Source organism: Clostridium nitrophenolicum, assembly GCF_055391695.1.
In genome coordinates, this window is the sequence record NZ_AP042469.1 from 2,489,102 (window position 1) to 2,510,272 (window position 21,171).

21 protein-coding genes are annotated in these 21,171 nt (G+C 30.4%); 19 read left to right on the forward strand and 2 right to left on the reverse strand.

The features are described from left to right. The first annotated feature begins 15 nt into the window (after nt 1–15). The 4 genes from menE (at nt 16) to ACZ5N4_RS11675 (ending at nt 4,007) form a co-directional block, all read left to right on the forward strand. The gene (menE, locus tag ACZ5N4_RS11660) at nt 16–1,350 is read left to right on the forward strand and encodes an o-succinylbenzoate--CoA ligase (RefSeq protein WP_464210096.1); all 1,335 of its coding nucleotides are present in this window, start codon (nt 16–18) and stop codon (nt 1,348–1,350) included. 40 nt (nt 1,351–1,390) lie between these two features. Further along, on the forward strand, nt 1,391–2,500 hold the full coding sequence (menC, locus tag ACZ5N4_RS11665) for an o-succinylbenzoate synthase (RefSeq protein ID WP_464210098.1): 1,110 nt from the start codon (nt 1,391–1,393) through the stop codon (nt 2,498–2,500). 1 nt (nt 2,501) lies between these two features. Beyond that, on the forward strand, nt 2,502–2,879 hold the full coding sequence (locus ACZ5N4_RS11670) for a PaaI family thioesterase (protein ID WP_464210100.1): 378 nt from the start codon (nt 2,502–2,504) through the stop codon (nt 2,877–2,879). 228 nt (nt 2,880–3,107) lie between these two features. After that, on the forward strand, nt 3,108–4,007 hold the full coding sequence (locus ACZ5N4_RS11675; protein ID WP_464210102.1) for a prenyltransferase: 900 nt from the start codon (nt 3,108–3,110) through the stop codon (nt 4,005–4,007). Between the two features lie 253 nt (nt 4,008–4,260). On the opposite strand, the gene ACZ5N4_RS11680 is transcribed toward ACZ5N4_RS11675, so the two are convergent. Beyond that, nucleotides 4,261–5,088: a hypothetical protein gene (locus ACZ5N4_RS11680; protein WP_464210104.1), complete on the reverse strand. Its 828-nt coding sequence runs from the start codon at nt 5,086–5,088 to the stop codon at nt 4,261–4,263. 351 nt (nt 5,089–5,439) lie between these two features. Between ACZ5N4_RS11680 and ACZ5N4_RS11685 the strand changes: the two genes are divergently transcribed. The 6 genes from ACZ5N4_RS11685 (at nt 5,440) to ACZ5N4_RS11710 (ending at nt 11,085) form a co-directional block, all read left to right on the forward strand. Next, a complete protein-coding gene (locus ACZ5N4_RS11685) occupies nt 5,440–6,249 on the forward strand; it encodes an electron transfer flavoprotein subunit beta/FixA family protein (protein ID WP_464210106.1) in 810 nt (269 codons plus the stop codon). Next, a complete protein-coding gene (locus tag ACZ5N4_RS11690; protein WP_464210108.1) occupies nt 6,237–7,526 on the forward strand; it encodes an FAD-binding protein in 1,290 nt (429 codons plus the stop codon). The genes ACZ5N4_RS11685 and ACZ5N4_RS11690 overlap by 13 nt, the downstream gene beginning before the upstream one ends. Nucleotides 7,527–7,529: 3 nt before the next feature. After that, complete coding sequence (locus ACZ5N4_RS11695) at nt 7,530–8,825, forward strand: FAD-dependent oxidoreductase (protein WP_464210110.1); 1,296 nt, start codon at nt 7,530–7,532, stop codon at nt 8,823–8,825. Next, nucleotides 8,825–9,118 carry a ferredoxin family protein gene (locus ACZ5N4_RS11700; RefSeq protein ID WP_464210112.1) on the forward strand — a complete coding sequence of 98 codons (294 nt, stop codon included), beginning with the start codon at nt 8,825–8,827 and terminating at the stop codon, nt 9,116–9,118. The genes ACZ5N4_RS11695 and ACZ5N4_RS11700 overlap by 1 nt, the downstream gene beginning before the upstream one ends. A 430-nt stretch (nt 9,119–9,548) precedes the next feature. Next, entirely contained in the window at nt 9,549–10,595 is a 1,047-nt protein-coding gene (locus ACZ5N4_RS11705) for a C40 family peptidase (RefSeq protein WP_464210114.1), read from the forward strand. A gap of 118 nt (nt 10,596–10,713) precedes the next feature. Next, nucleotides 10,714–11,085, forward strand: a complete 372-nt coding sequence (locus ACZ5N4_RS11710) for a hypothetical protein (RefSeq protein ID WP_464210116.1) — start codon at nt 10,714–10,716, stop codon at nt 11,083–11,085. A 142-nt stretch (nt 11,086–11,227) separates the two neighbouring features. On the opposite strand, the gene ACZ5N4_RS11715 is transcribed toward ACZ5N4_RS11710, so the two are convergent. Continuing rightward, nucleotides 11,228–12,124, reverse strand: a complete 897-nt coding sequence (locus ACZ5N4_RS11715) for a multicopper oxidase family protein (protein ID WP_464210117.1) — start codon at nt 12,122–12,124, stop codon at nt 11,228–11,230. A gap of 481 nt (nt 12,125–12,605) precedes the next feature. On the opposite strand from ACZ5N4_RS11715, the gene ACZ5N4_RS11720 reads away from it, so the two are divergent. The 9 genes from ACZ5N4_RS11720 (at nt 12,606) to ACZ5N4_RS11760 (ending at nt 21,117) form a co-directional block, all read left to right on the forward strand. After that, a complete protein-coding gene (locus ACZ5N4_RS11720; RefSeq protein ID WP_464210119.1) occupies nt 12,606–13,586 on the forward strand; it encodes an N-acetylmuramoyl-L-alanine amidase family protein in 981 nt (326 codons plus the stop codon). Between the two features lie 77 nt (nt 13,587–13,663). Next, entirely contained in the window at nt 13,664–15,445 is a 1,782-nt protein-coding gene (locus tag ACZ5N4_RS11725) for a stage V sporulation protein D (RefSeq protein WP_464210120.1), read from the forward strand. Nucleotides 15,446–15,497: 52 nt separating this feature from the next. Beyond that, on the forward strand, nt 15,498–15,650 hold the full coding sequence (locus ACZ5N4_RS11730; protein ID WP_464210122.1) for a hypothetical protein: 153 nt from the start codon (nt 15,498–15,500) through the stop codon (nt 15,648–15,650). 451 nt (nt 15,651–16,101) lie between these two features. Beyond that, nucleotides 16,102–16,470, forward strand: coding sequence for a hypothetical protein (locus ACZ5N4_RS11735; RefSeq protein ID WP_464210123.1), 369 nt, complete (start codon nt 16,102–16,104; stop codon nt 16,468–16,470). 268 nt (nt 16,471–16,738) lie between these two features. After that, nucleotides 16,739–17,320 (forward strand): sigma-54-dependent transcriptional regulator, encoded by a 582-nt coding sequence (locus ACZ5N4_RS11740; RefSeq protein WP_464210125.1) that lies wholly within the window; start codon nt 16,739–16,741, stop codon nt 17,318–17,320. Continuing rightward, a complete protein-coding gene (locus ACZ5N4_RS11745) occupies nt 17,295–17,900 on the forward strand; it encodes an AAA-type ATPase lid domain-containing protein (RefSeq protein ID WP_464210126.1) in 606 nt (201 codons plus the stop codon). The genes ACZ5N4_RS11740 and ACZ5N4_RS11745 overlap by 26 nt, the downstream gene beginning before the upstream one ends. A gap of 148 nt (nt 17,901–18,048) precedes the next feature. Next, nucleotides 18,049–19,446: a two-component system sensor histidine kinase NtrB gene (locus tag ACZ5N4_RS11750; protein ID WP_464210127.1), complete on the forward strand. Its 1,398-nt coding sequence runs from the start codon at nt 18,049–18,051 to the stop codon at nt 19,444–19,446. Nucleotides 19,447–19,894: 448 nt separating this feature from the next. Then, nucleotides 19,895–20,458, forward strand: coding sequence for a DUF6803 family protein (locus ACZ5N4_RS11755; protein ID WP_464210129.1), 564 nt, complete (start codon nt 19,895–19,897; stop codon nt 20,456–20,458). 191 nt (nt 20,459–20,649) lie between these two features. Further along, a complete protein-coding gene (locus ACZ5N4_RS11760; protein ID WP_464210131.1) occupies nt 20,650–21,117 on the forward strand; it encodes a DUF6803 family protein in 468 nt (155 codons plus the stop codon). The last annotated feature ends 54 nt before the right edge of the window (nt 21,118–21,171 follow it).

The following is a 21,171-nucleotide window of genomic DNA, read 5'->3' on the forward strand; positions in this document are numbered from 1 at the left end:
ATAAAGGTGATAAAAATGAATTGGCTTAAAAAGTGGAACATTGAAAGACCTGATAAAAAGTTTATTAACGATCTAACCTTTAGTGAGGTTTATGAGAGTGTAATAGATTTAGCTAAAAGACTATATCTATATGTAAAGAATGAGAGAAGGGTTGCCATTTATTCAAATAACTCAGTTGATATGGCACTTTTCTTTTTAGCACTCCAATTTTTGCAAAAAGAAGTATTGATGCTTAATACACGTTTGACAGATGAAGAAATAACAAAACAATTGAAAGTATTAAATATTCGAGTTGTATTTTCTTTTGATAACAAATTTATATCATTTAGTGAAGTTTATAAAAATGAAAAGGAAGATGATATAAAGTTAGTAGAAGAATTTAATAAAGAAAAAATTGCTGTTATCATGAATACAAGTGCTACAACAGGTGAATTCAAATCAGTCCCCCTTAGATGGAAACAGCTTTACTCTCATGTAAAAGCATCACAAAAAAGTCTAGGAGTAACAGATGAAGATAACTGGCTTGTCGTATTGCCTATGTATCATATTAGTGGGTTATCTATCTTAATACGAAGTTTATACAATGGAACGAAAATTACTATATTAGAAAAATTTAATGAAGAACAAGTAATAGAGCTAATTGAAAACAATAGAATTAATATGCTATCAATTGTACCAACTATGTTAAATAGAATTATTGATAGAATTGAGAAGCATAATTTACGTGTAGTATTAGTAGGTGGTGAATTCATTCCTAATTCACTAGTTGAAAAAAGTATAATAAAAAGTATTCCTATATATAAGACCTATGGAATGACGGAGACTACAAGCCAGTCTGTAACATTTTCAGTATTAGAGTGTCCAGAAAAAATTGATTCAGTAGGATTGCCACTTGAGGAAGTGGATATTAGAATTGAAAACCCTGATGAAAAAGGAATAGGTGAAGTTTTAATTAAAAGTCCAATGTTAATGGACGGATATATAGGAAAAGAAAAAATTTCTGGTTATTTTAATACAGAAGATGTAGGTTATATAGATGAAAATGGATTTTTATATATACTTGACCGCCGCAAAAATATAATTATATCTGGTGGCGAAAATATTTATCCTAAAGAGATTGAAAATGCTTTATATGCACATCCTAAAATAAATGAATGTGCAGTTGTTGGTAAGAAAGATGAGAGGTGGGGACAAATTCCTGTTCTATATGTGGTATCTTCATTAGATGAAGATACAATATTGGATTATCTTTCAAACAAACTAGCAAAATATAAAATTCCACAAAAAATTATTTACTTGGAGGAGCTTCCTAAAAATGCATCAGGCAAAATATTAAAAAAGAATTTGTAGGAGTTCCAATGTGCAATCCTATAAATAAGAGGTTGGCTATATGAGAATTGAAAGAATAGAACTTTTTCATGTTAAAATGCCTTTAAATTTCACATTTAAAACATCACAGACTAGCTTAAAACATCGAGAGACAATTATAATTAAAGTAATTGATGGACTTGGAAATAAGGGCTATGGTGAAGTGGTTGCATTTAATGAACCATTTTATACAAATGAAACATTGATAGACTCTAAATTTATGTTAATAAATACTTATATCCCTAAGTTGATTCAAAAAGATATTAAACATCCATTTGATATACATAAGTGGATAAATCTATCATATCCAATGGCACTTACAGGTTTAGAAAATGCTTTAGTAGATTTGTATGCTAGACAACATAAGCAATCTATTATGGATATTATATTTGATGAAGAAACTAATGATGAGATATATGCAGGAGTTGTATTAGGAGATCAGGATCTGCCCAATCTCATTAAAGAAATTGATCAATATCAGAAAGAAGGATATACTCGTTTTAAAATAAAAATTAAACCAAGTGATGGGTTTGTAAAGTTAGAGGCTATTAGAAAAAAGTATCCTAATATTAAATTATTAGTAGATGCAAACAAAAGTTATAAGATTGATCAAATTAAAGAATTAAAGAAATTGGATACATTGAACTTGCTTTGTATAGAAGAACCGCTAGATTCAGTAGATTTTCAAGTATATCAAAAACTTCAAGAAGAGATGGAAACTCCCATATGCTTGGATGAAAGCATTCAAACAATTAATGATTTAAAAACAGCAATTGAATTAAAAGCTTTTAAAGTAGTAAATATAAAAATAGGTCGCATTGGCGGAATGTATTATGCAAAGCAAATGATTGATTTATGTAGAAAAAATAATATTCAATATTGGATAGGAAGTATGCTTGAAAGTGGTATTTCTAAAATATTACATGTTCATTTAGCAAGTTTAAAAGATACTTATATACCTGGAGATTTATCATCAACAAATCGTTACTTTAAAGAAGATATAATTAAACCCGAAATCATAGCTAAAAAGGGAATAATTAAAATTCCAAAAGGCAATGGTTTAGGGGTAGAGATTGACGAAAATACATTAAATAGTTTTACAATTGACTATATTAAAATAGATGGTGATTAGCATGAATTTAATAGAGTGCCTAAATATTGAATATATTCGTGTATATGATAATGAGCTTGAAGCTAAAATGAATTTAACACAATTTCACGACCAAACCTTTGGTTATTTGCATGGAGGTGCCACAATAGCCTTTGGAGAAACTATTGCAGGTTATGCTTCAAATCAAAAAATAGATAAGAAGCAAACAGCAGTAGGTCAAAGCATTACTGCAAATCATATGAAATCTAAGAAAATAGAGGGTTATATTATAGCAAAAGGAAAGCTTATGCATAAAGGAAGCACATCGCATGTTTGGAGTATTGAAATGTTTGATGAAAATAATGTATTGATTTCATATGTAACAGTTACAAATGCTATTATTAAGTTAAATAAAGACTAGCTATTTTATCATGATAAACAGGATTCTTGGCTTCAAATGGAGTTTTAAACTTCACCTGAAGCTTAGAAGCCGTTATCCAGGGCCGTAGCGCCACTTATCCTCAACTTTAAGAAAAGCAGAGAGCCAAAATCTCCGATTTGGTGCGAATCGCTTTCACAGAGTGCGTTGGGGTGTTAGTGGCGATAGACATCGGATAAACATAGTTGCTTGAGTAATTAGAGGTGGAAAATGAATTTTCAGACAATAATAAAGCTTATGGATATAAAAACTCTTGTTGCAGGAATTGTTCCTGTAATTTTAGGTTCAATTTATTCAAGGTATGCTTTTGGAAAGTTAAATATTATTTATCTTATATTATTATCTGTTGCCATGATATTGATTCAAAGTGCAACTAATATGATTAATGATTATTTTGATTTTAAACGTGGAGCAGATAGTAAAGAGAAGGAGAAGGAAAAAGCTTTAGTGAGTGGTGAGATTACTCCGAAACAAGTTTTGTTTATTATATTCATATATCAATTTATTGCTTTTATAATTGGTATTTTTATAGCGAGCCAAACAAGCTATTACATTTTACTTGTTGCTGTCATTGGTGAAATTATTTCAATTTTATATGCTTGTGGACCTTTACCTATTTCATATACCCCAATAGGTGAAGTTGTATCTGGAATAACCATGGGGATTGGTATAACAACAACGGTGATTTATATTCATTCGGGTATATTTAATTTAAATACAGTGTTAGTAGCATTACCTACTTCGCTCTTTATTGGTACCATATTACTATCTAATAATTTAAGTGATATAGAAGAAGATAAAAAAATTGGTAGAAAAACATTACCTATACTGATAGGAATTAAAAACGCTGAGAAGTTATGGATTATTAATGTAGTGATGTTACTTGCGTTGACACTTCTCTTAGCGTTGATACGCATTTATCCTTTTGTTGTAGTAGTAATTGTTATTTTATTATTTCCTTATAAGTCAATTTCTAATTTTTTATCATATAGTAAGAGTATTCATACAAAAGGCAGAACAATGGGCCTTATAGGTCAGATTGGATTAAAATATCATTTAGCTGTAATTATTGGATTATTAATATCAATTATATTTAAAGTAGGGATCTGATAATATCAGCTTCTTAGAAAAAACTACTCTAAGAAAGAAGTAGGATTAAAATTTAATAATAAAATAAGAAACCTCTTTGTATTTTATCTTTAAGATTATATATCAAAGTAATATTGAAGCATTATAGTAAGTAAATTTGATATGAAAGCATATTAATAAAAACAGCCCAGTTACTTTTACAGAGCTGTTTTTTTATATTTTTTATGATTTTATACAGTGCCTATTTTTTTGTTTTAACACGTAATTTTAAGGTTTATATTATTAAGCGAGCGTTGCTAAGTTTATTTAATTCACTTATAAATTCATTAAGAGTATGAGTCCCCATTAATATTCCATCTAAATATTTTTCAGATATCTTATTATAGTCATTTAAGTTATATAGAGAAGTTATGGCTGAAATTATAAAATTATATTTACTTAAATGGCGTATCCTTAATTGTGAATTGGTTGCATCTACTAGGTTTCCATTTATAACTGCAGTACCCTCATCATATTCAGCTCTTGTGATTATTGTGCCATCAAGTAGTGCGTATTCTTCTGACATATATACAGACTTATCGATTTTTTTAGTTATTTCTTCATGTGTTATTCTATAAAGTCCTGTTGGTTCTTCTGGCTTTGCTTCTATATAAATAAAATTCCTTTCATATGAAGAAGTCGAGAAAACTGCAATTTTATTTATCTCCAGTTCATCGAATCCAATTAAAATTTTAGAGTCACTTATAACCTCAAAGTCTTGTATACTAAAACAATTATCTCCATGGAGGGCCCAAATTGGTTCACAACAATGTCTACCGTCAGCTTTAAAGGAAATAGGGGCTTTTAAGAGAATTTTGAGTCTTTCTACTGCTTCTTTAGGACTATCAAACCATTTAAGTCCTCTTACATCAGGAAAAGCGTAAGATAGTCTATAAGAGAAAAAAGTAGCAGGATTTTCATATAAAATTGGTAATTGCTCTTCAGTAGCAGTTATTAATGTTTCTTCTTCTGAGATTGTTATTTTTTTGTGTTCTATCAAGTATGATTCTTCGAACAATTTGTTAAATTTATTATTTGTCTCATTTGGTAAGTTCCTTTTCATATAAATTTTCCCTCCAAAATTGTTATTAGTAAAAAATTTTAAAGTATTACATAAAAATAATTGTAATTTAAACTATGTAAAGTAAATAAAATTACTATCTAAGATTTTTAAAATTTATTATGAATCTAGTATAGTAAAGTGATATGAAGATTTTATAAAGAAAGATATGTTTAAAAATAAGTTCTTTACGAAGTTAAAAAGAAGAGTTATTTATTTTTAAAATCTAATAAATCTTCATTTTATCTTCATATCAGATTTATATAATAAAGCTGTAAATAGTTGGTGTAAATTTTATACTTTAATATAAGTTGAAATTAAAAAAGTGTTAGAAGAGAAGGAGTTGTTGTATACTTGCATATTTTAGTTTGTGTAAAACAAGTACCAGATACTACAGAAATTAAAATGGATCCCAAAACAAATACATTAGATAGATCAAGCGCGCCCACAATTATTAATCCTTATGATGCACATGCTGTAGAAGAAGCTGTGAAGATTAAAAATAAGTTTGGCGGTAAGGTTTCTATTATTTCAATGGGACCACCTCAAGCAGAAGAAGTAATTAAAAAATGTATTGAAATGGGAGCTGATGAAGGGTATCTTCTTTCAGATAGAGCCTTTGCTGGTTCTGATACCTTATCTACAAGTTATATACTCGCAATGGGAATAAAAAAAATAATGAAAAAGGAGCCTATTGACTTAGTGTTTTGTGGAAAGCAGGCTATAGATGGAGATACTGCTCAGGTTGGACCAGGCATTGCATCTAGACTTGGAATACCGCAGTTAACCTATGTTGAAAATATAAAACATTTAAATTTAAAAAATAACACTGTTATGGTACACAGAAAAATTGATAATGGATACGAAGTTGTTCAATCAAAACTTCCTTGTTTAATTACAGTAGAAAAAGATATAAATGATTTAAGTTATTCCCCGCTGCCAAACATGATTAGGGCAGCACGATATAGTCCAACAGTTTGGGGAATTAACTCTTTTAATGCAGATATGAGTCAGTTAGGACTTAAAGGTTCTCCAACTTCAGTTCGCCGTATATTTCCTCCACCTCAAAGGCCTGGTGGAGAATTACTAAAGGGCAATGTTGATGAAGTGGTAAAACTGATTACAGATAGCTTGAAAGGAGGAATAGTTAAATGGCAGTTATAATTGCAGATTCCTGTATTGGATGTGAATCCTGTATTCCAAGTTGTCCATTTGATGCTTTAGAGATTAATGGAGAAGGTAAACTAGTAGCTAGTAAAGAAAAGTGTATTGAATGTGGAAAATGTGTGTCTGTGTGTCCAGTTTCTGCATTGAGTATTTTGGGAGATAAGAAGCAAGTTAAAAATGATTTACAGAAAAAGCCTAAAGAAAATAATAAAGCTTCAAGTACTGAAGAACCTACAGGAGATGTATGGGTTTTTGCGGAACAATTAGAAGGTAAATTAGCATCTGTTACGCTTGAACTAATTGGTGAAGCAAAAAAACTTGCTTTAAAGTTGAATGTAAAAGTATGTGCAGTTTTGTTAGGAGATAAAATTGAATCTATAATACCTGAATTATTTGCACATGGTGCAGATGGCGTGTATGTTATAGATAATCCAGTATTTCATTTTTATAGAGCTGAGACCTATAACAAAGCTTTTTGCTATTTAATAGATAAGTATAAACCAGAAATATTGTTAATGGGAGCAACAACTACTGGGCGAGATTTAGCTGGTGCTGTTGCAACTGCAATGAAAACTGGACTTACAGCAGACTGTACTCAGCTGGATATTGACTTAGATAAAAGAGTACTACTTGCCAGCCGCCCAGCCTTTGGAGGAAATATAATGGCCACTATAGTATGCGAAGAACATCGTCCTCAAATGGCTACTGTTCGTCCAAGAGTTATGCAGATGCCAGAACCTGAGGTAAATAAAACAGGCTCAATAATTAAAGAGACATTTAAAATTGAAGAAAAATCACTTAGAACTAAGGTGCTTGAGATTATTAAGGAACAGTCAGAAAATGCAAAACTTGAAGATGCTAAAATCATGGTTTGTGGCGGAAGAGGTGTGCAGAATCAGGAAGGATTTAAATTGTTGGAGGAGTTAGCAAAAGTTATTGGAGGTGTAGTTGCAGGAAGTCGTGGTGCTGTTGAGAAGGGGTTAGTGGATCATAAACGTCAAGTTGGGCAGACTGGTCAAACAGTATCTCCTAAGCTTTATTTTGCTATAGGAATTTCCGGTGCAATACAGCATACTGTTGGAATACAGGGAGCAGAAACTATAGTCTCTATAAATACAGATTCAGACTGCGAAATGATGAAGCTAGCTACCTATGGAATTCAAGGAGATGTTTTTGAAATATTACCTAAGTTAATTAGTAGTTTTAAAGAAGCACTCGGAGATATTTCACAGGCAAAAACTAAAGATTTATGTGCAGTTACGGAGGAGGTTTAAAGATTGGCAGAAAAATTTGATGTTATTGTTGTAGGTGCAGGTGTTTCTGGACTTGCAGCAGCATATATAATGGCAAAAGAAGGTCTTAATGTTATTGTAATTGAAAAAGGTAAATACCCTGGTTCAAAAAATGTTATGGGAGGGGTATTATATCGTCACATGATGGATGAAATCATTCCAGAGTTCTGGAAGGAAGCACCTCTTGAACGCCCTATTGTTGAGCAAAATTTTTGGCTTCTAGGTAAAGAATCTGTAGCAAAAACCGGTTATAAAGGGATGGAATGGTCAAAGCCTCCTTATAATAATTTTACAGTCTTCAGAGGCAAGTTTGACCAGTGGTTTTCAAAAAAATGCATAGAAGCTGGTGCGTTAATTATCAATGAGACCGTTGTAAAGGAATGTATTATAGAAAATAATAAGGTGGTTGGGGTTAAAACAGATAGACCAGATGGAGATATCTATGCTGATGTGGTTGTTCTTGCGGATGGTGTTAACTCATTACTAGCAAAAAGTCTTGGCTTTCATAAAGAGTGGCGTAAAGAGCAAGTGGCTCTTGCGGTTATGGAGGAACTAAAGCTGCCGTCAGATAAAATAGAAGAGAGATTCAATTTGGACAAAGGTATGGGAGCAACCATTGAAATGTTTGGTGATGGAACTTTAGGAATGGTAGGTACAGCATTTATCTATACAAATAAGGAGCATATATCTGTTGGTTGTGGAGCTTTGCTTTCTCAGATGAGTGAGAGAAATGTTAAACCTTATGAACTATTAGAGTATATAAAGCAACATCCTGTTGTAAAGCCTTTAATTGCAGGAAGTGAAGCAAGTGAGTATTATGCACACTTAATTCCAGAAGGAGGATATAATAGTATACCTAAATTAATAGGAGACGGTGTTTTAGTAGTTGGTGATGCAGCACAGTTTGTAAATGGTATTCATAGAGAAGGATCAAATTTAGGAATGACTTCTGGACGTTTTGCTGCTGAGACTATTATACATGCCAAGAAGCTAGGTAAATTTAATGAACAAACCCTTTCACGTTATCAGGAACTACTTAAAGAAAGTTATGTTATGAAAGATCTAAAAAAATACAAAAATGCATCTACAACTATGGAAGAAAATCCACATTTCTTTAACCACTATATACCAGCGACTAATAAAGTTATGAGTGAAATGTTTACAGTAGACGGACTATCAAAATGGGAGAAACAAAAGTTGGCTATTAAGCATATGGCTGGTGGGAAGTCTATATTAAGTATGGGTATGGATGGATTTAAAATATGGAGGGCGATGAAGTAATGGAAAATATAAAGATAAAAGTTAATATTGATGATAAATTATTTTTGAATACCTATAATGTAGATAATGTTTCACACTTAGCCATAAAAGATCAGACAATATGTGAGAATTGTAAAGAAAAGACCTGCACTTTCATTTGCCCAGCCCGTGTTTATGAATTTAAGGATGGACATATTGCTGTTGGGTATGAAGGTTGTCTTGAATGTGGAGCTTGTCGTATAGCTTGTTCACATGATAACATTGATTGGAACTTTCCAAGGGGAGGTTTTGGTATACAGTTTAGGTTGGCATAAGAGAACTATGAGTTATATAAAAATAAAAAATCTGAGATGTGATAAATACATTTCAGATTTTTTATTTTAGTTATAGTCTGTAATGAATAGTTAAGAGGTCTATATTAATTAAAAAAGCGGAAATTTGATTAAGTTATTTATATATCTATTGATTGTATGGCTGTAGTTTAATGATTCACGAGGGTAGAAAATTATAAAAAGTTTCATCTCAATAAAAAATCTACATAAAATCTTCATAAAAATCTTGTATAATGCAAAGGGATATATACTCTAATAAATTGGAATAAATTGTGATATTCTATATCTTTAGGCATTTTGGTAAAATATCTGATATAGATATTATGTTAATTTACTAAAATATATTATTTAGTATGAATACATCAATTTATGTATTTGCGTTAAATAAGTATTAAAGTTAGGAGAGGTAGTATTGAATAAAAGATTAAAGCAGCTTTTGATGGCATTATCACTTACGGTAACAGTTAACAGTGTAGTTTTTGCACAACCGACATCAAATACTAATAACTCATATTCAAAGATTCAAGAACTTGAAAGAAATATAGAAAACTTGGACAACCAAATAGAAGGTATAATGGAAAAAATCAGTGATAATAAAAAACAAATACTGACAAAAGAAAAGGATATCAAGAATTCAGAAAATGAATTAAAAACAGCTGAAAGTGATATGAAAAAAGAAAAAGAATTATTTAATAGGAGAATGAGGGCATTTTACATAAATGGGTCTAGCGGATATTTAGGTATTCTTTTAGAATCTAATGGATTTGGAGATTTAATTTCAAGAGTTGACATGGTTAAAAGCATAGTAAGTTTTGATAATAAGGTTATCTCAAACTATAAGGCAAAACAAAAGAGTATTGAGGATAAAGTGGATAAGCTAAAAACAGAAAACAAAAAATTGTTAGCGTTAAAGACAGAAAATGAAAAGAAACTAAGTGACCTTAATAAAAATAAAAGTGATCAAAAAAAATTGATAGAACAAGCTAAGCAGCAGCAAAGACAATATGCAGCAGCTGAACAATCAGCAGTAAGCTCAGCAGTAAAACAAGTTGCTAGTATAAGAACTGCAGCACCAAAGGTAAGTCTATCTAGGGGAGGCTCACCTATAAGTAATGATAATGTTGTTGCATATGCCTCAAATTTTCTAGGAACACCGTATTTGTGGGGTGGAACTACACCAAGCGGGTTTGATTGTTCAGGATTTACTCAGTATGTATATAAACACTTTGGAATTTCTGTAGGAAGGACTACATATGATCAGATAAATGATGGAGTAGGTGTATCAAGAGATCAATTACAGCCAGGAGACTTAGTTTTCTTTGGAAAAGGTGGCGACCCTACTCATATGGGAATGTATGTAGGTAATGGTGCATATATACACGCCCCACGTACTGGTGATGTAGTTAAGATATCGCCAGTTGATAGAAGTGATTATATAACAGCTCGAAGAGTTAAATAGTATAAATATCTATGAGTGTATAGCTATATTTTAAAAAGTGAATTTCTCCATATTTTCTACATAATTAAAACTTATAATAAAAACATAGAAAAGAGAAAATAAAAAGGAGAGATAAATAATGAAAAAGAGATTAATTGTTTTAATGACAACAGCAATATTAGCTATAGGAGGAATTTCAGTAGCTTATGCACAAGGAAAGGATTATGTAAATTCAAATAAAGCAAATGAGAATTTAAATTATCAAAATACAAGCGATTTCAGTAATATGACAAAGATTATGAGAGAAAATGGCTTTAGTGATGCAGCAAAAGCTATGGAAAATAAAGATTTTGATTCTATGAATAACTTTATGAACAACTTAACTGATGAAGATTATAAGAATATGAGTGAAATGATGAAGAACAATGGATATGCTCCAATGGCAAAGATGATGGAGTCTGTTAGTAGACAAGATATGATAAATATGCATAAATCTATGATGGGAAGGTAGCAAATATAATAAAAGATGAAATTTAGTGAGAGATACTAATTTCATCTTTTATTATATTTTAAGTAAATTTTATTAATTATTAGATAATACTAGCATTGCAGAAGATGATAATTAGATTATCTAATTTTATTTAGCTTTTAATTTAACAATAAACGATTGTTGTAAACATACCTCCAGAAGGAGCTGTTCCGTTATTAGACATGTGATGAGGTATATGACAGTGGAAAGGCCAAATTCCAGGATTATTAGCTATAAATTCTATATCCCAGGTTTCACCAGAAGATACATAAATAGTACTCTTAGTCATCCTATTTTGAGGCTCAATCATATTACCATCAGAAGCAGTTACGGAAAATTGATGACCATGAATATGAATAGGATGAGACTTTTCCATCGAGTTAGCCAATCTGATTCGTATTCTTTCTCCAAACCGCGCATTCAATGGCGTAACAAATGGAAAACATCTTCCATTCATTGTAGAAAAGTTAAACTCATGACTGTGCGGATCAATATCATAGACACCTGTTTTTACTACTTTCATAGGTAAATTAGGAATTTTGAATTCTTGAAGAAGTATAAAATAATCTCTACTAATTTCTTTATTGCATTCTTCCTTTGGATCTAAAATAATGAATCCGCCTGTAAGACCCATCATTTGTTGTTTTGGAGAATTCTCATGGGTATGATACATGTGAGTCCCTGGAGGATTAGTTATTTTAAATCTATAATCAAAGTAGCATCCAGGTTCAATTTTAGGAGTAGGTTGAACATCTGAAACTCCGTCCATGGTAATAGGAACATCTAAACCATGCCAATGTATAGTTGTGGCTTCAGGAAGCTTATTATAAACTCTAATGTTGACATAATCACCAGGATATACTTGAATAGTAGGACCTGGTATACTACCATTATATCCCCATCCTTTTATAAACAAGCCTGAAAGTAACTCTCTTTCAACAGGTTCAGCAACTAATTCAAAATATTTCAATCCTTTTCTCATTGTAAAAGGAAGAGAAGGAGCATCTGGAGTAATAACCATTTCAATATTTCTCCTAAATATAGCAATAACACTAATAATATATGTATTAATATTTAGAAGTGTTCAGAAATTTTAAATTATAAATAACTTCAGCATATAGTTAACCAATTAAGTTCTTTTTTGCTAATCTGTACACTATCTTCATAAAACCTACACAATAATTGTATATAATATAAAGACGTTTAATAATTTTTTAATATTTATTAAGCATGATCAAAAATTAGAGATTATGTAGAGGTATCAAGAGGCTAACTATAAAGAGATTTGTTAGTCATTTTATGATAATGGACAATTCATATCATATGATATGTTTATCAATAATATGATATATTTTTATGCGTCTTGTACTGGAGGTGTAGCTAAAAATTCTTCTGTTAATAGAAGTGACTATCCAAAAGACAGAAGGGTGAAATGATAATTAAAAGCTATTTTATTAATAAAAAATGCATACAGATTAATGAAAAAATAAGGAGGAACGAAATTGAAACATATAAAGGTCATTATATTATGTATTTTCTCGATAATGTTCTTAACAATTTTTGTTTCTAATAAGTGTTTGGCTGCAAGTAATAGTGATTATGTTAATATTAAACTTAAATCTGATCTTGTTGCTGTAGACAAGGTGTTATCCGTAAAATTTAATAATAGTTTAAATAGAAATACAATAAATAATAACAATGTTTTAGTATTGGATGAAAGTAACAAGAATGTTAACATAAATGTTAAAGTTGGAGTTGATAATAAGTCCATAATAGTTTCTGCAGTAAACAACTACGAGCATGGGAGAAATTATACATTAATTATAAAGAAAGGAGTACAATCTTCTAAAGGAAAAAGCTTATCAAAATCAATAAGGATGAGATTCACAACAGAAAGTAAAAATAAAATAACTTCTCCAATAACTATTACTATTGATGCTGGGCATGGGGGATATGACTCAGGAGCAGTTGGCCCTACTGGAGTTTTAGAAAAAAATATTACTCTACCTATAGCGTTGAAAGTAGGAGAGATACTGTCTAAAAATGGCATTAATGTTATCTATACAAGAGCATCGGATAATGTAGTTTGGCCGTCTAATGAAGGGGAAGATCTTGAAAAAAGATCTGATATGTCAGATAAAGCTAATGCAGATTATTTTGTGTCTATACATGCTAATAGTATAGATAATTCAAGTATTAATGGATTAGAAACTTTTTATTTTGAAGGTAGTTCAAAAGGAGAAAAGTTAGCCAAATCAGTACAACAGGAATTGCTACAGATATCAGGATTAAAGGATAGAGGCGTCAAGGTTGAAAGATACTATGTATTAAAAAATACAAATGCTGTGGCTATTTTGACAGAGGTTGGATTTATAAGTAATCCTGAACAAGAAAAAGTTTTAAATACACTAGAATACCAAAATAAATATGCTGAGGCAATTGCTGCAGGAATTCTCAAATATTTAGAGATAAAATATAATTAATTTTAAAATTGTGTAGTATATAATTTATAATTAAAAAGTTATGAAGGTTGAATTGAAATTATTAAAGAGGCAATAAGATGAAGAAAAGAATTTTTATTAAAAAACATAGGTTTATAGTTGTTTTGATATTTATATGTACAGTATTTCTAGCACTTGTTGGACGACTTTTTTATGTAATGGTAGCAATATCTCCAAAATATAAGGCCATTGCTGATGAACAACAAAAAAGTGAAATACAAATTAATGCGAAACGAGGAAGAATACTTGATAGAAACGCAAATGAGTTAGCTATAAGCGTCGATGTTTACCGAATAGACTTAGATTTAAAAACTATAAGGCAAACGTTAGCAAATAATACTATGACTTCTGATGAACTAGCCAATAAACTTGCATCAATACTTAATATGAAACAAGAAGGTATCGCTAAGATATTAAATTCAACTCTACCTAGTGGTTTGCCAGCTAGTTCTGCTGTATTAAAGAGAGAAGTAGAAAAACCTCAAGTAGATAAAATTAAAGCTCTAAATATTAGAGGGATAATTGTATCTCCAGATATGAAAAGGTATTATATTAACGGCAATTTTTTATCAAGTGTATTAGGATATGTAAACTCTGATGGTAAAGGTGTTTCAGGAGTTGAATTAAGCTATAATAAAGAACTTTCAGGAACTTCTGGCAATATTATTTATGAAAAAGATGTAAAGAATAATCCATTGCCGTATGAGAACCCTGAGTATGTACAACCTATAGATGGTAAAGATGTTGTTCTAACAATAGATGAAACAATTCAGGATTATGTTGAAAAAGCTGCGCAGAAAGCATTAGAAAACAACAAAGCTAGAGCAGTGAATATTATAGTTATGAACCCGAAAAATGGAGAAATATTAGCAATGGCAAGTAAACCAAGTCTTGACCTCAATAATCCATCAAATATTTCAAGTAATTCTAAAGACGTTCAAAAACTTTGGAAAAATGCCTCTGTTCAAGATAACTTTGAACCAGGGTCTATTTTTAAAGTTATAACTGCTGCTTCAGCACTAGAAAGTGACACTGGACTAAATGATACATATATAGACAATGGAAGTATAAAGATTGGTAATACAGTGATTCACTGTTGGAACTTAGATGGTCATGGTAAGCAAAACTTTGTAGATATAATAAAGAATTCTTGCAATGTAGGATTTGTAGAATTAGGACTTAAGTTAGGCAAAGAGAAACTCATATCTTTTGGGCAAAAGATGGGCTTTGGTAAAAAAACCGGTATAGACTTACCTGGAGAATCTTCAGGTGTTTTAAGAAATGCAAACAAGACAAATGATGTAGATTTGGCAACTTTAGCTTTTGGACAAGGAGTCGCAGTTACTCAGGTCCAATATATGGCAGCTTTTAATGCTATTGCTAATGGAGGAACATGGATAAGGCCGCACGTTATGAAAGATATTGTTCACTTTGATGATAATAATAAAATGTTTATAGATAAAAAATATAGCGATTATGATAAAAGAAATGTTTTTGATGCAAATCTATCATCAACTTTAAGACAGGATTTGGTAAAGGTTGTTACTGAAGGTGTGGGACAAAATGCATTTGTACAGGGGCTTGATATTGCTGGAAAAACAGGTACTGCACAAGTAGCAGATGCTGAAACCGGTAAATACGCTCCAGGAAAATATATGTCTTCCTTTGCAGGTATGGCTCCAGCTGAGAATCCCAAAATAACTCTTTTAGTAAGTGTAGATCAACCAGAGGGATCAAACTATTATGCTGGAGAGGTTTCTGCTCCTGTAGCAAGAGATTTGTTTAGTCAAATATTTAATTATATTGCAATCAAAGGAGAAGAAAATGTGTTAGGTAAATAGGCTGAAACTAGTCTAAACTTAAAACACAGATAAATAAGGAAGAAAAACGAATATGATAAAGAATAAATTTAAACAAAAGAAGATTAAGCGAAAGAAAAAAGTTGCTAAGCTTCTTGTAGTATCAGTATCTATTTTTGCAGTTTTAACTGGAGGATTTTTGATACTTAGGAGACAAGCTGAAAAGGCAAATCATTCCAGCAGATAAGTTAATAGAAAATGTAAAAGAAACAAGCAAAGGTAAAAATAAGATAGTAATCTTAATGCATGATATATCAACAAAGGAAACAACAGTACAAGCACTACCACAGATAATAGAACATTTAAAGTCACAAGGGTATAGTTTTAAAACTTTGTAGTAGAATTCGAATAAAGGTAATACTTATTTAATTTTAAAAAATTAATAAGTGTTACTTTTATTTATAATAGTTTATAGAGTGCCATGGCAAGAAGAAAAAGTAAATTATATTTCTAGATGTTAAGTAAAAATTTAAATGATGTTATGAAAGAATTATTGTTTATTTATAATATATTAAAAAAATAGATACAATTTCAAATTCTTCATCTTATCTACATAACTCTATTTTATACTATGTGTAAGATAATAAAAGATTAAACAAATTAGAATATGATTTTAATATTAAAGAGAGGTGTTTAAATTGAGATTCTTAGCAGATAACTGGTGGTATATTTTATTTTGGGGATTAATGGGATATATAATGTTCCGAGGAGGAGGATGCTGTGGAGGTGGACATTCAAGTCACAACGATTCAAGTGGAGAAAATCATGGGGGTGGCTGCTGCGGGGGCGGGCATACAGATCATTTGAATCACAAAAACAAAGTAAAACACAATGAAATATATAGTGAGAAATCAACAAATGTTAGTATAGATACTGCTCGAGATCCTGTATGCGGCATGATCGTATCAAAGGCAGATTCTATATCAAGAGAGATAAATAGTGAGACGTACTATTTTTGCAGCCAGATCTGTGCCAATGAATTTGAAAGAAAGCATGCAATTAGATAAAATAATTATAAAAAATTTAGTGAATAGTTGGTGTAAAGAAGATATGCCTAGAAAATTAAATTATATTTGAATTGCTATTGAACTAAAAATTCAATAGCAATTTAAAAAATCTTTTAGCTCCCCCCTAACGGGGAGAGTGATATATGAATGAAGAAAGCTTTAAGGTTAAAGCTTACTAAGAGTTGGTGAATATAAAGTATCTTATTTTTTGGTTATATAGGAGGAGATTTAGATTAAAAAGATATTAATAGCAGATGATGAAAAAAATATGCTTTGGGCGTTAAAAAAAGCATTTAAGAATGAGGAGTATAAAATAATTACAGCATCTGATGGTTTAGAAGCTATTGATATAGTTCTAAATGATGATATAGATTTAATATTACTTGACCTTAAAATGCCAAAAGCAGATGGTATGGAAGTGCTAATAAAAGTTAAGGAAAAAAATCTTAAGATTCCCATTGTAATGATTACAGCCCATGGAACAATGGAAAGTGCGGTTGAAGCTATGAAGCGTGGAGCCATAGATTATATATCAAAGCCCTTCAACATTGATGAACTAAAAGTAATAATAAATAATGCACTTAATATAAGTAATATGCAGGAAAAAATAGAATTACTTACAGAGGAGCTCAATAGTAAATCAGGAAAAACTATGATCTATAAAAGTGAAAAAATGAAAAGAATATTAGATGTACTAAATAAGGTCGCAGATAGTAATGCAACTGTACTAATAACTGGAGAAAGCGGCACAGGTAAGGAACTAATTGCTAATGCCCTTCATTTTGGTAGTAATAGAAATAATAAACCATATGTTAAGGTAAACTGTGGAGCTCTTCCAGAAAGCATTTGAAAGAGTTGGAGGAATTGACACCATTAAAGTAGATGTAAGAATACTTGCTGCAACTAATAGAAATCTTTTGGATATGGTTAAAAAAGGAGAATTTAGAGAAGACTTATTCTACAGGCTCAACGTAATACCAATAGAAATTCCTCCGCTAAGAGATCGAAAAGAAGAAATACCATCTCTTGTGCAATTTTTTATAAATCGTTATTCGTCTAATATAAAAAGAGGTGAGATAAAGTTTTCAGACGAGGCATTAGAAGCACTTGTAAATTATAAATGGATAGGCAATATAAGAGAACTTGAGAATTTTATTGAAAGACTTGTAATTTTAAATGACGGAAAAACTATTGAAATTTTTGATCTACCAAAAGAAATTTTAAATCATAGTAATGAATCAACAGAATTTACAATTCCAGATGAAGGAATTAATCTTGATGAAGTGGAAAGACGACTTATAGTACAAGCGCTTAAAAAAGCGAATAATAATCAAACGAAAGCAGCAAAGCTTTTGGGGATTACTAGACATACCTTGCTATATAGAATGGAGAAATACAATATTAAAGAATTAAAACAACTGGTAGTATAAGCCGGTTGTTTTAATTTTATAAATATGAAATATTGGGCATAAAATTTGCTGTTAAATATATGAACAAATTAAACAAAGGGGGAAATAGCACAGACAGGTGTGTCGAATAGCACAATTAAAGCGGATAAATAAAAAGGTAGGTGTGACAATGAAATCAACTATTAAAACAAAAATATTTATAGGATTTAGTATTATTGTGATTACTTTAATGCTTTATTTAACTATGTATTCTAAAGGAGGGCTTCATGATTTTTATAGAAGGTTATATTATATCCCTATAATACTAGCTGCATTTAAGTTTAGATTAAAGGGTGCAATTATAACATTCAGTGTTATTATATTACTTTATGCTCCGCATCTTTTACTGTATTTTATGGTGACAGATGCTAATATTGTAAATCAGATGCTTGAAATAATAATGTTTGTAGTTGTTGCATGTATAACAGGAACCCTTGTAGAAAAAGAATTTAGAGTAAAAAAGCTTTTAGAAGATCAAATTACGAAAATTACAGGTTTAGAGAATTATACAAAAAATATTTTAGACAGTATTTTAAATGGTGTCATTGCCATTGATAGAAATCTAAAAATTACTTCTATTAATAAAGAAGGCAAAGATATATTAGGTTATCAAGATAATCATGATAAGTATATATACGAATTTTTTGAGAGTAAAGAAATAATTAGGAAGCTGTTAAAAGATGCTTTAGATTTTAATAAAAATATTGTGGGATATGAAACATATAGTATTAATAAAAAAGGAACTAAAGTTCCTATTAGAATACATTCCTATGTTCTTAAAAATCTACTTGATATATCACAAGGAATGGTATTGATAATCGAAGATATTTCTCAGATTAAAAAGTTAGAGGAACATATAAGAAGGACTGAAAAACTCTCAGCCGTAGGTGAGCTAGCATCAGGAATTGCACATGAAATTAGAAATCCTTTGGGAATTATTAAAACAATTGCTCAAACTATTAATAAGGATGTGGAAGATGAAGAAACAAAAGAGGGACTTGCGATTATAGAGCATGAAATAGATCGAGCTAATAAAGTAATACAAGGACTTTTAGACTTTGCAAGGCCTAGTATTTTTAAGAGTTCAGTTCAATATTTAGATAAAACTATAGATATTGTAATAATGATAATAAACAAGTATGCTGAGCAGCATAAGGTCAATATAAGTTTTAATTATGAAAAAGATATTACCTCGAGTGTTGATGAAGATAAGCTGAAGCAGGCATTCATAAATATTATTTTTAATTCAGTCCAAGCTATGCCTGGTGGCGGAAATATTTATATAAATCTATATAGGAAAGATGAATGGAATGTTATTTCATTTAAGGATGAAGGATTTGGTATAAATAAGAATAAATTAGAAAAAGTATTTGAGCCCTTTTACACTACGAAAGAAAATGGAATAGGGCTTGGTTTATCCATAACCCATAGAATTATAGAAGAACATAAAGGTTATATGCAGATTGAGAGTGAAGAGGGAAAAGGAACTCAAATAAAGATTTATTTACCATTTATTAAATCAGAATAATACTACTTCAGAGATTTGGCATAAAAATTGCTGATTTATATATATGAATCAATTAATTTATAGTATGGATTTCATATAAACTATGGATCAAATGCTGGTGATTGATTTAATGACCTATCTAGTGTTTAGAATGTTTTGATGTAGGGGAAGGAGGAATGTTTGGACATGTTGAACCTTATTTAAAATTTGTATTATATAACGCATTGAATGTGGCATATGACACAATAATTAGAACAATTTCATTTATTGTAGGTGGTGCAGATGTATGAAATATACAATTGATACACTTTCATATGGATGGGTGGTGTAGTATTAGGTTTCAAAATTTCAAAGTAATTTATAGTATTTGATGAAACTAACTTATTATAATTAACGGTATGCATGATAATAAAAACAGAATTACGAAGGAGGTAGCTTACGTTTTACCGTTTCGTAGGCATAAATAATTATGAATAGCATGACACATTATATGGCTTTAGTAATGGGAAATCAACCATGGAATTTGATTATTTTTTCAGCACTACCAATTATCTTCGCAGAAACATTAACTATAACAGAGTTCGTTACTCTTTTTAATAGGAAAGGTAATAGTGCTGCTCTTGGAGAAGTGGCGGTAGCTATGGGACCTAGTCAATCTTTTAATAAGCAAAATAATAGCATTGCTAGAAAAATAAATAAGTTTGTAGGAATAGTAGGTGGACTTTACTTTACTGTTATATTTGCTTATTTGTTTACTGCAGTAGCTATCCCTCTAACAATGAGTGGGCAATGGAATACATGGGTAGATGTTATAGCAGTAGGCTTCTATCTTAGTAGAGTACTTTTCTTGTTACCAATAGCACTTATGGATCTGGGATTAATTTTTAAAAATAAATCAGAAGAAGAGAAAATGCAGATTCACTTTAAATTAGTTGTTGGATTTTTAATTGTAGCACATATTAATATGATATTTGGTATGCTTAATCCAGATGTAGTTAGAATGGCACCTTCAATGGGAAATATGAAAATGTAATAAGTGTTTAAAAAATAGTTGATATGTAATTAAGAATATTGTACTTGTTCTTAGTATCTAGATATATCTTATTGTAGAATACACTAACATATCAAAATTAAGTAAATTGTTTTAAGTAACGATTATTATAAATAAAATAAAGCAAGGAAAAGGAGAAGCTTACGTTTATCATCTCGTAAGCACAACATAATATGAACAGTATGACACATTATATGGGTTTATTAGCAAGTAATCAACCATGGAACTTAATTATTTTTATGGCAATACCAGTTATTCTGGCAGAAACATTAACTATATCAGAGTTATTTATAATTTATAGTAGACAAAAAGATGGTACTGTTAAGAAAATAAGCAAACTTGCAGGAATAATATGTGGATTTTACTTCACAGGTATATTCGTTTATTTATTTAAGACAGCAGTTATTCCATTAACAATAAATGGTGAGTGGAACACTTGGGTAGATGTTTTGGCAGTAGGTTCATATTTAAGTGGGGTGATTTTTCTATTACCTATAGCTCTTATGGAATTAGAAGTAATTTTCAAAAGTAAGTCAGAAGAGAATAAAGCGAAACTTCACTATAAACTTATATCTGGTTTTCTCGTAGTTGCACATATAGCTATGGTATTTGGCATGTTAAATCCAGACTTGATTAGATAATCTATTAGTTGAGAGCGTGAAAATGTAATAAGTGATTAAAATAGATGAGAAATT

Bases quoted from the DNA above. Each gene is read 5' to 3' on its own strand.
- ACZ5N4_RS11715 (WP_464210117.1), bottom strand. From the start codon at position 12,124: ATGGTTATTACTCCAGATGCTCCTTCTCTTCCTTTTACAATGAGAAAA.
- ACZ5N4_RS11680 (WP_464210104.1), bottom strand. From the start codon at position 5,088: ATGAAAAGGAACTTACCAAATGAGACAAATAATAAATTTAACAAATTG.
- ACZ5N4_RS11725 (WP_464210120.1), top strand. From the start codon at position 13,664: ATGAAGAAAAGAATTTTTATTAAAAAACATAGGTTTATAGTTGTTTTG.
- ACZ5N4_RS11670 (WP_464210100.1), top strand. From the start codon at position 2,502: ATGAATTTAATAGAGTGCCTAAATATTGAATATATTCGTGTATATGAT.
- ACZ5N4_RS11750 (WP_464210127.1), top strand. From the start codon at position 18,049: ATGAAATCAACTATTAAAACAAAAATATTTATAGGATTTAGTATTATT.
- menC (WP_464210098.1), top strand. From the start codon at position 1,391: ATGAGAATTGAAAGAATAGAACTTTTTCATGTTAAAATGCCTTTAAAT.
- ACZ5N4_RS11690 (WP_464210108.1), top strand. From the start codon at position 6,237: ATGGCAGTTATAATTGCAGATTCCTGTATTGGATGTGAATCCTGTATT.
- ACZ5N4_RS11710 (WP_464210116.1), top strand. From the start codon at position 10,714: ATGAAAAAGAGATTAATTGTTTTAATGACAACAGCAATATTAGCTATA.
- ACZ5N4_RS11760 (WP_464210131.1), top strand. From the start codon at position 20,650: ATGAACAGTATGACACATTATATGGGTTTATTAGCAAGTAATCAACCA.
- menE (WP_464210096.1), top strand. From the start codon at position 16: ATGAATTGGCTTAAAAAGTGGAACATTGAAAGACCTGATAAAAAGTTT.
- ACZ5N4_RS11675 (WP_464210102.1), top strand. From the start codon at position 3,108: ATGAATTTTCAGACAATAATAAAGCTTATGGATATAAAAACTCTTGTT.
- ACZ5N4_RS11740 (WP_464210125.1), top strand. From the start codon at position 16,739: ATGCTTTGGGCGTTAAAAAAAGCATTTAAGAATGAGGAGTATAAAATA.
- ACZ5N4_RS11700 (WP_464210112.1), top strand. From the start codon at position 8,825: ATGGAAAATATAAAGATAAAAGTTAATATTGATGATAAATTATTTTTG.
- ACZ5N4_RS11730 (WP_464210122.1), top strand. From the start codon at position 15,498: ATGATAAAGAATAAATTTAAACAAAAGAAGATTAAGCGAAAGAAAAAA.
- ACZ5N4_RS11755 (WP_464210129.1), top strand. From the start codon at position 19,895: ATGAATAGCATGACACATTATATGGCTTTAGTAATGGGAAATCAACCA.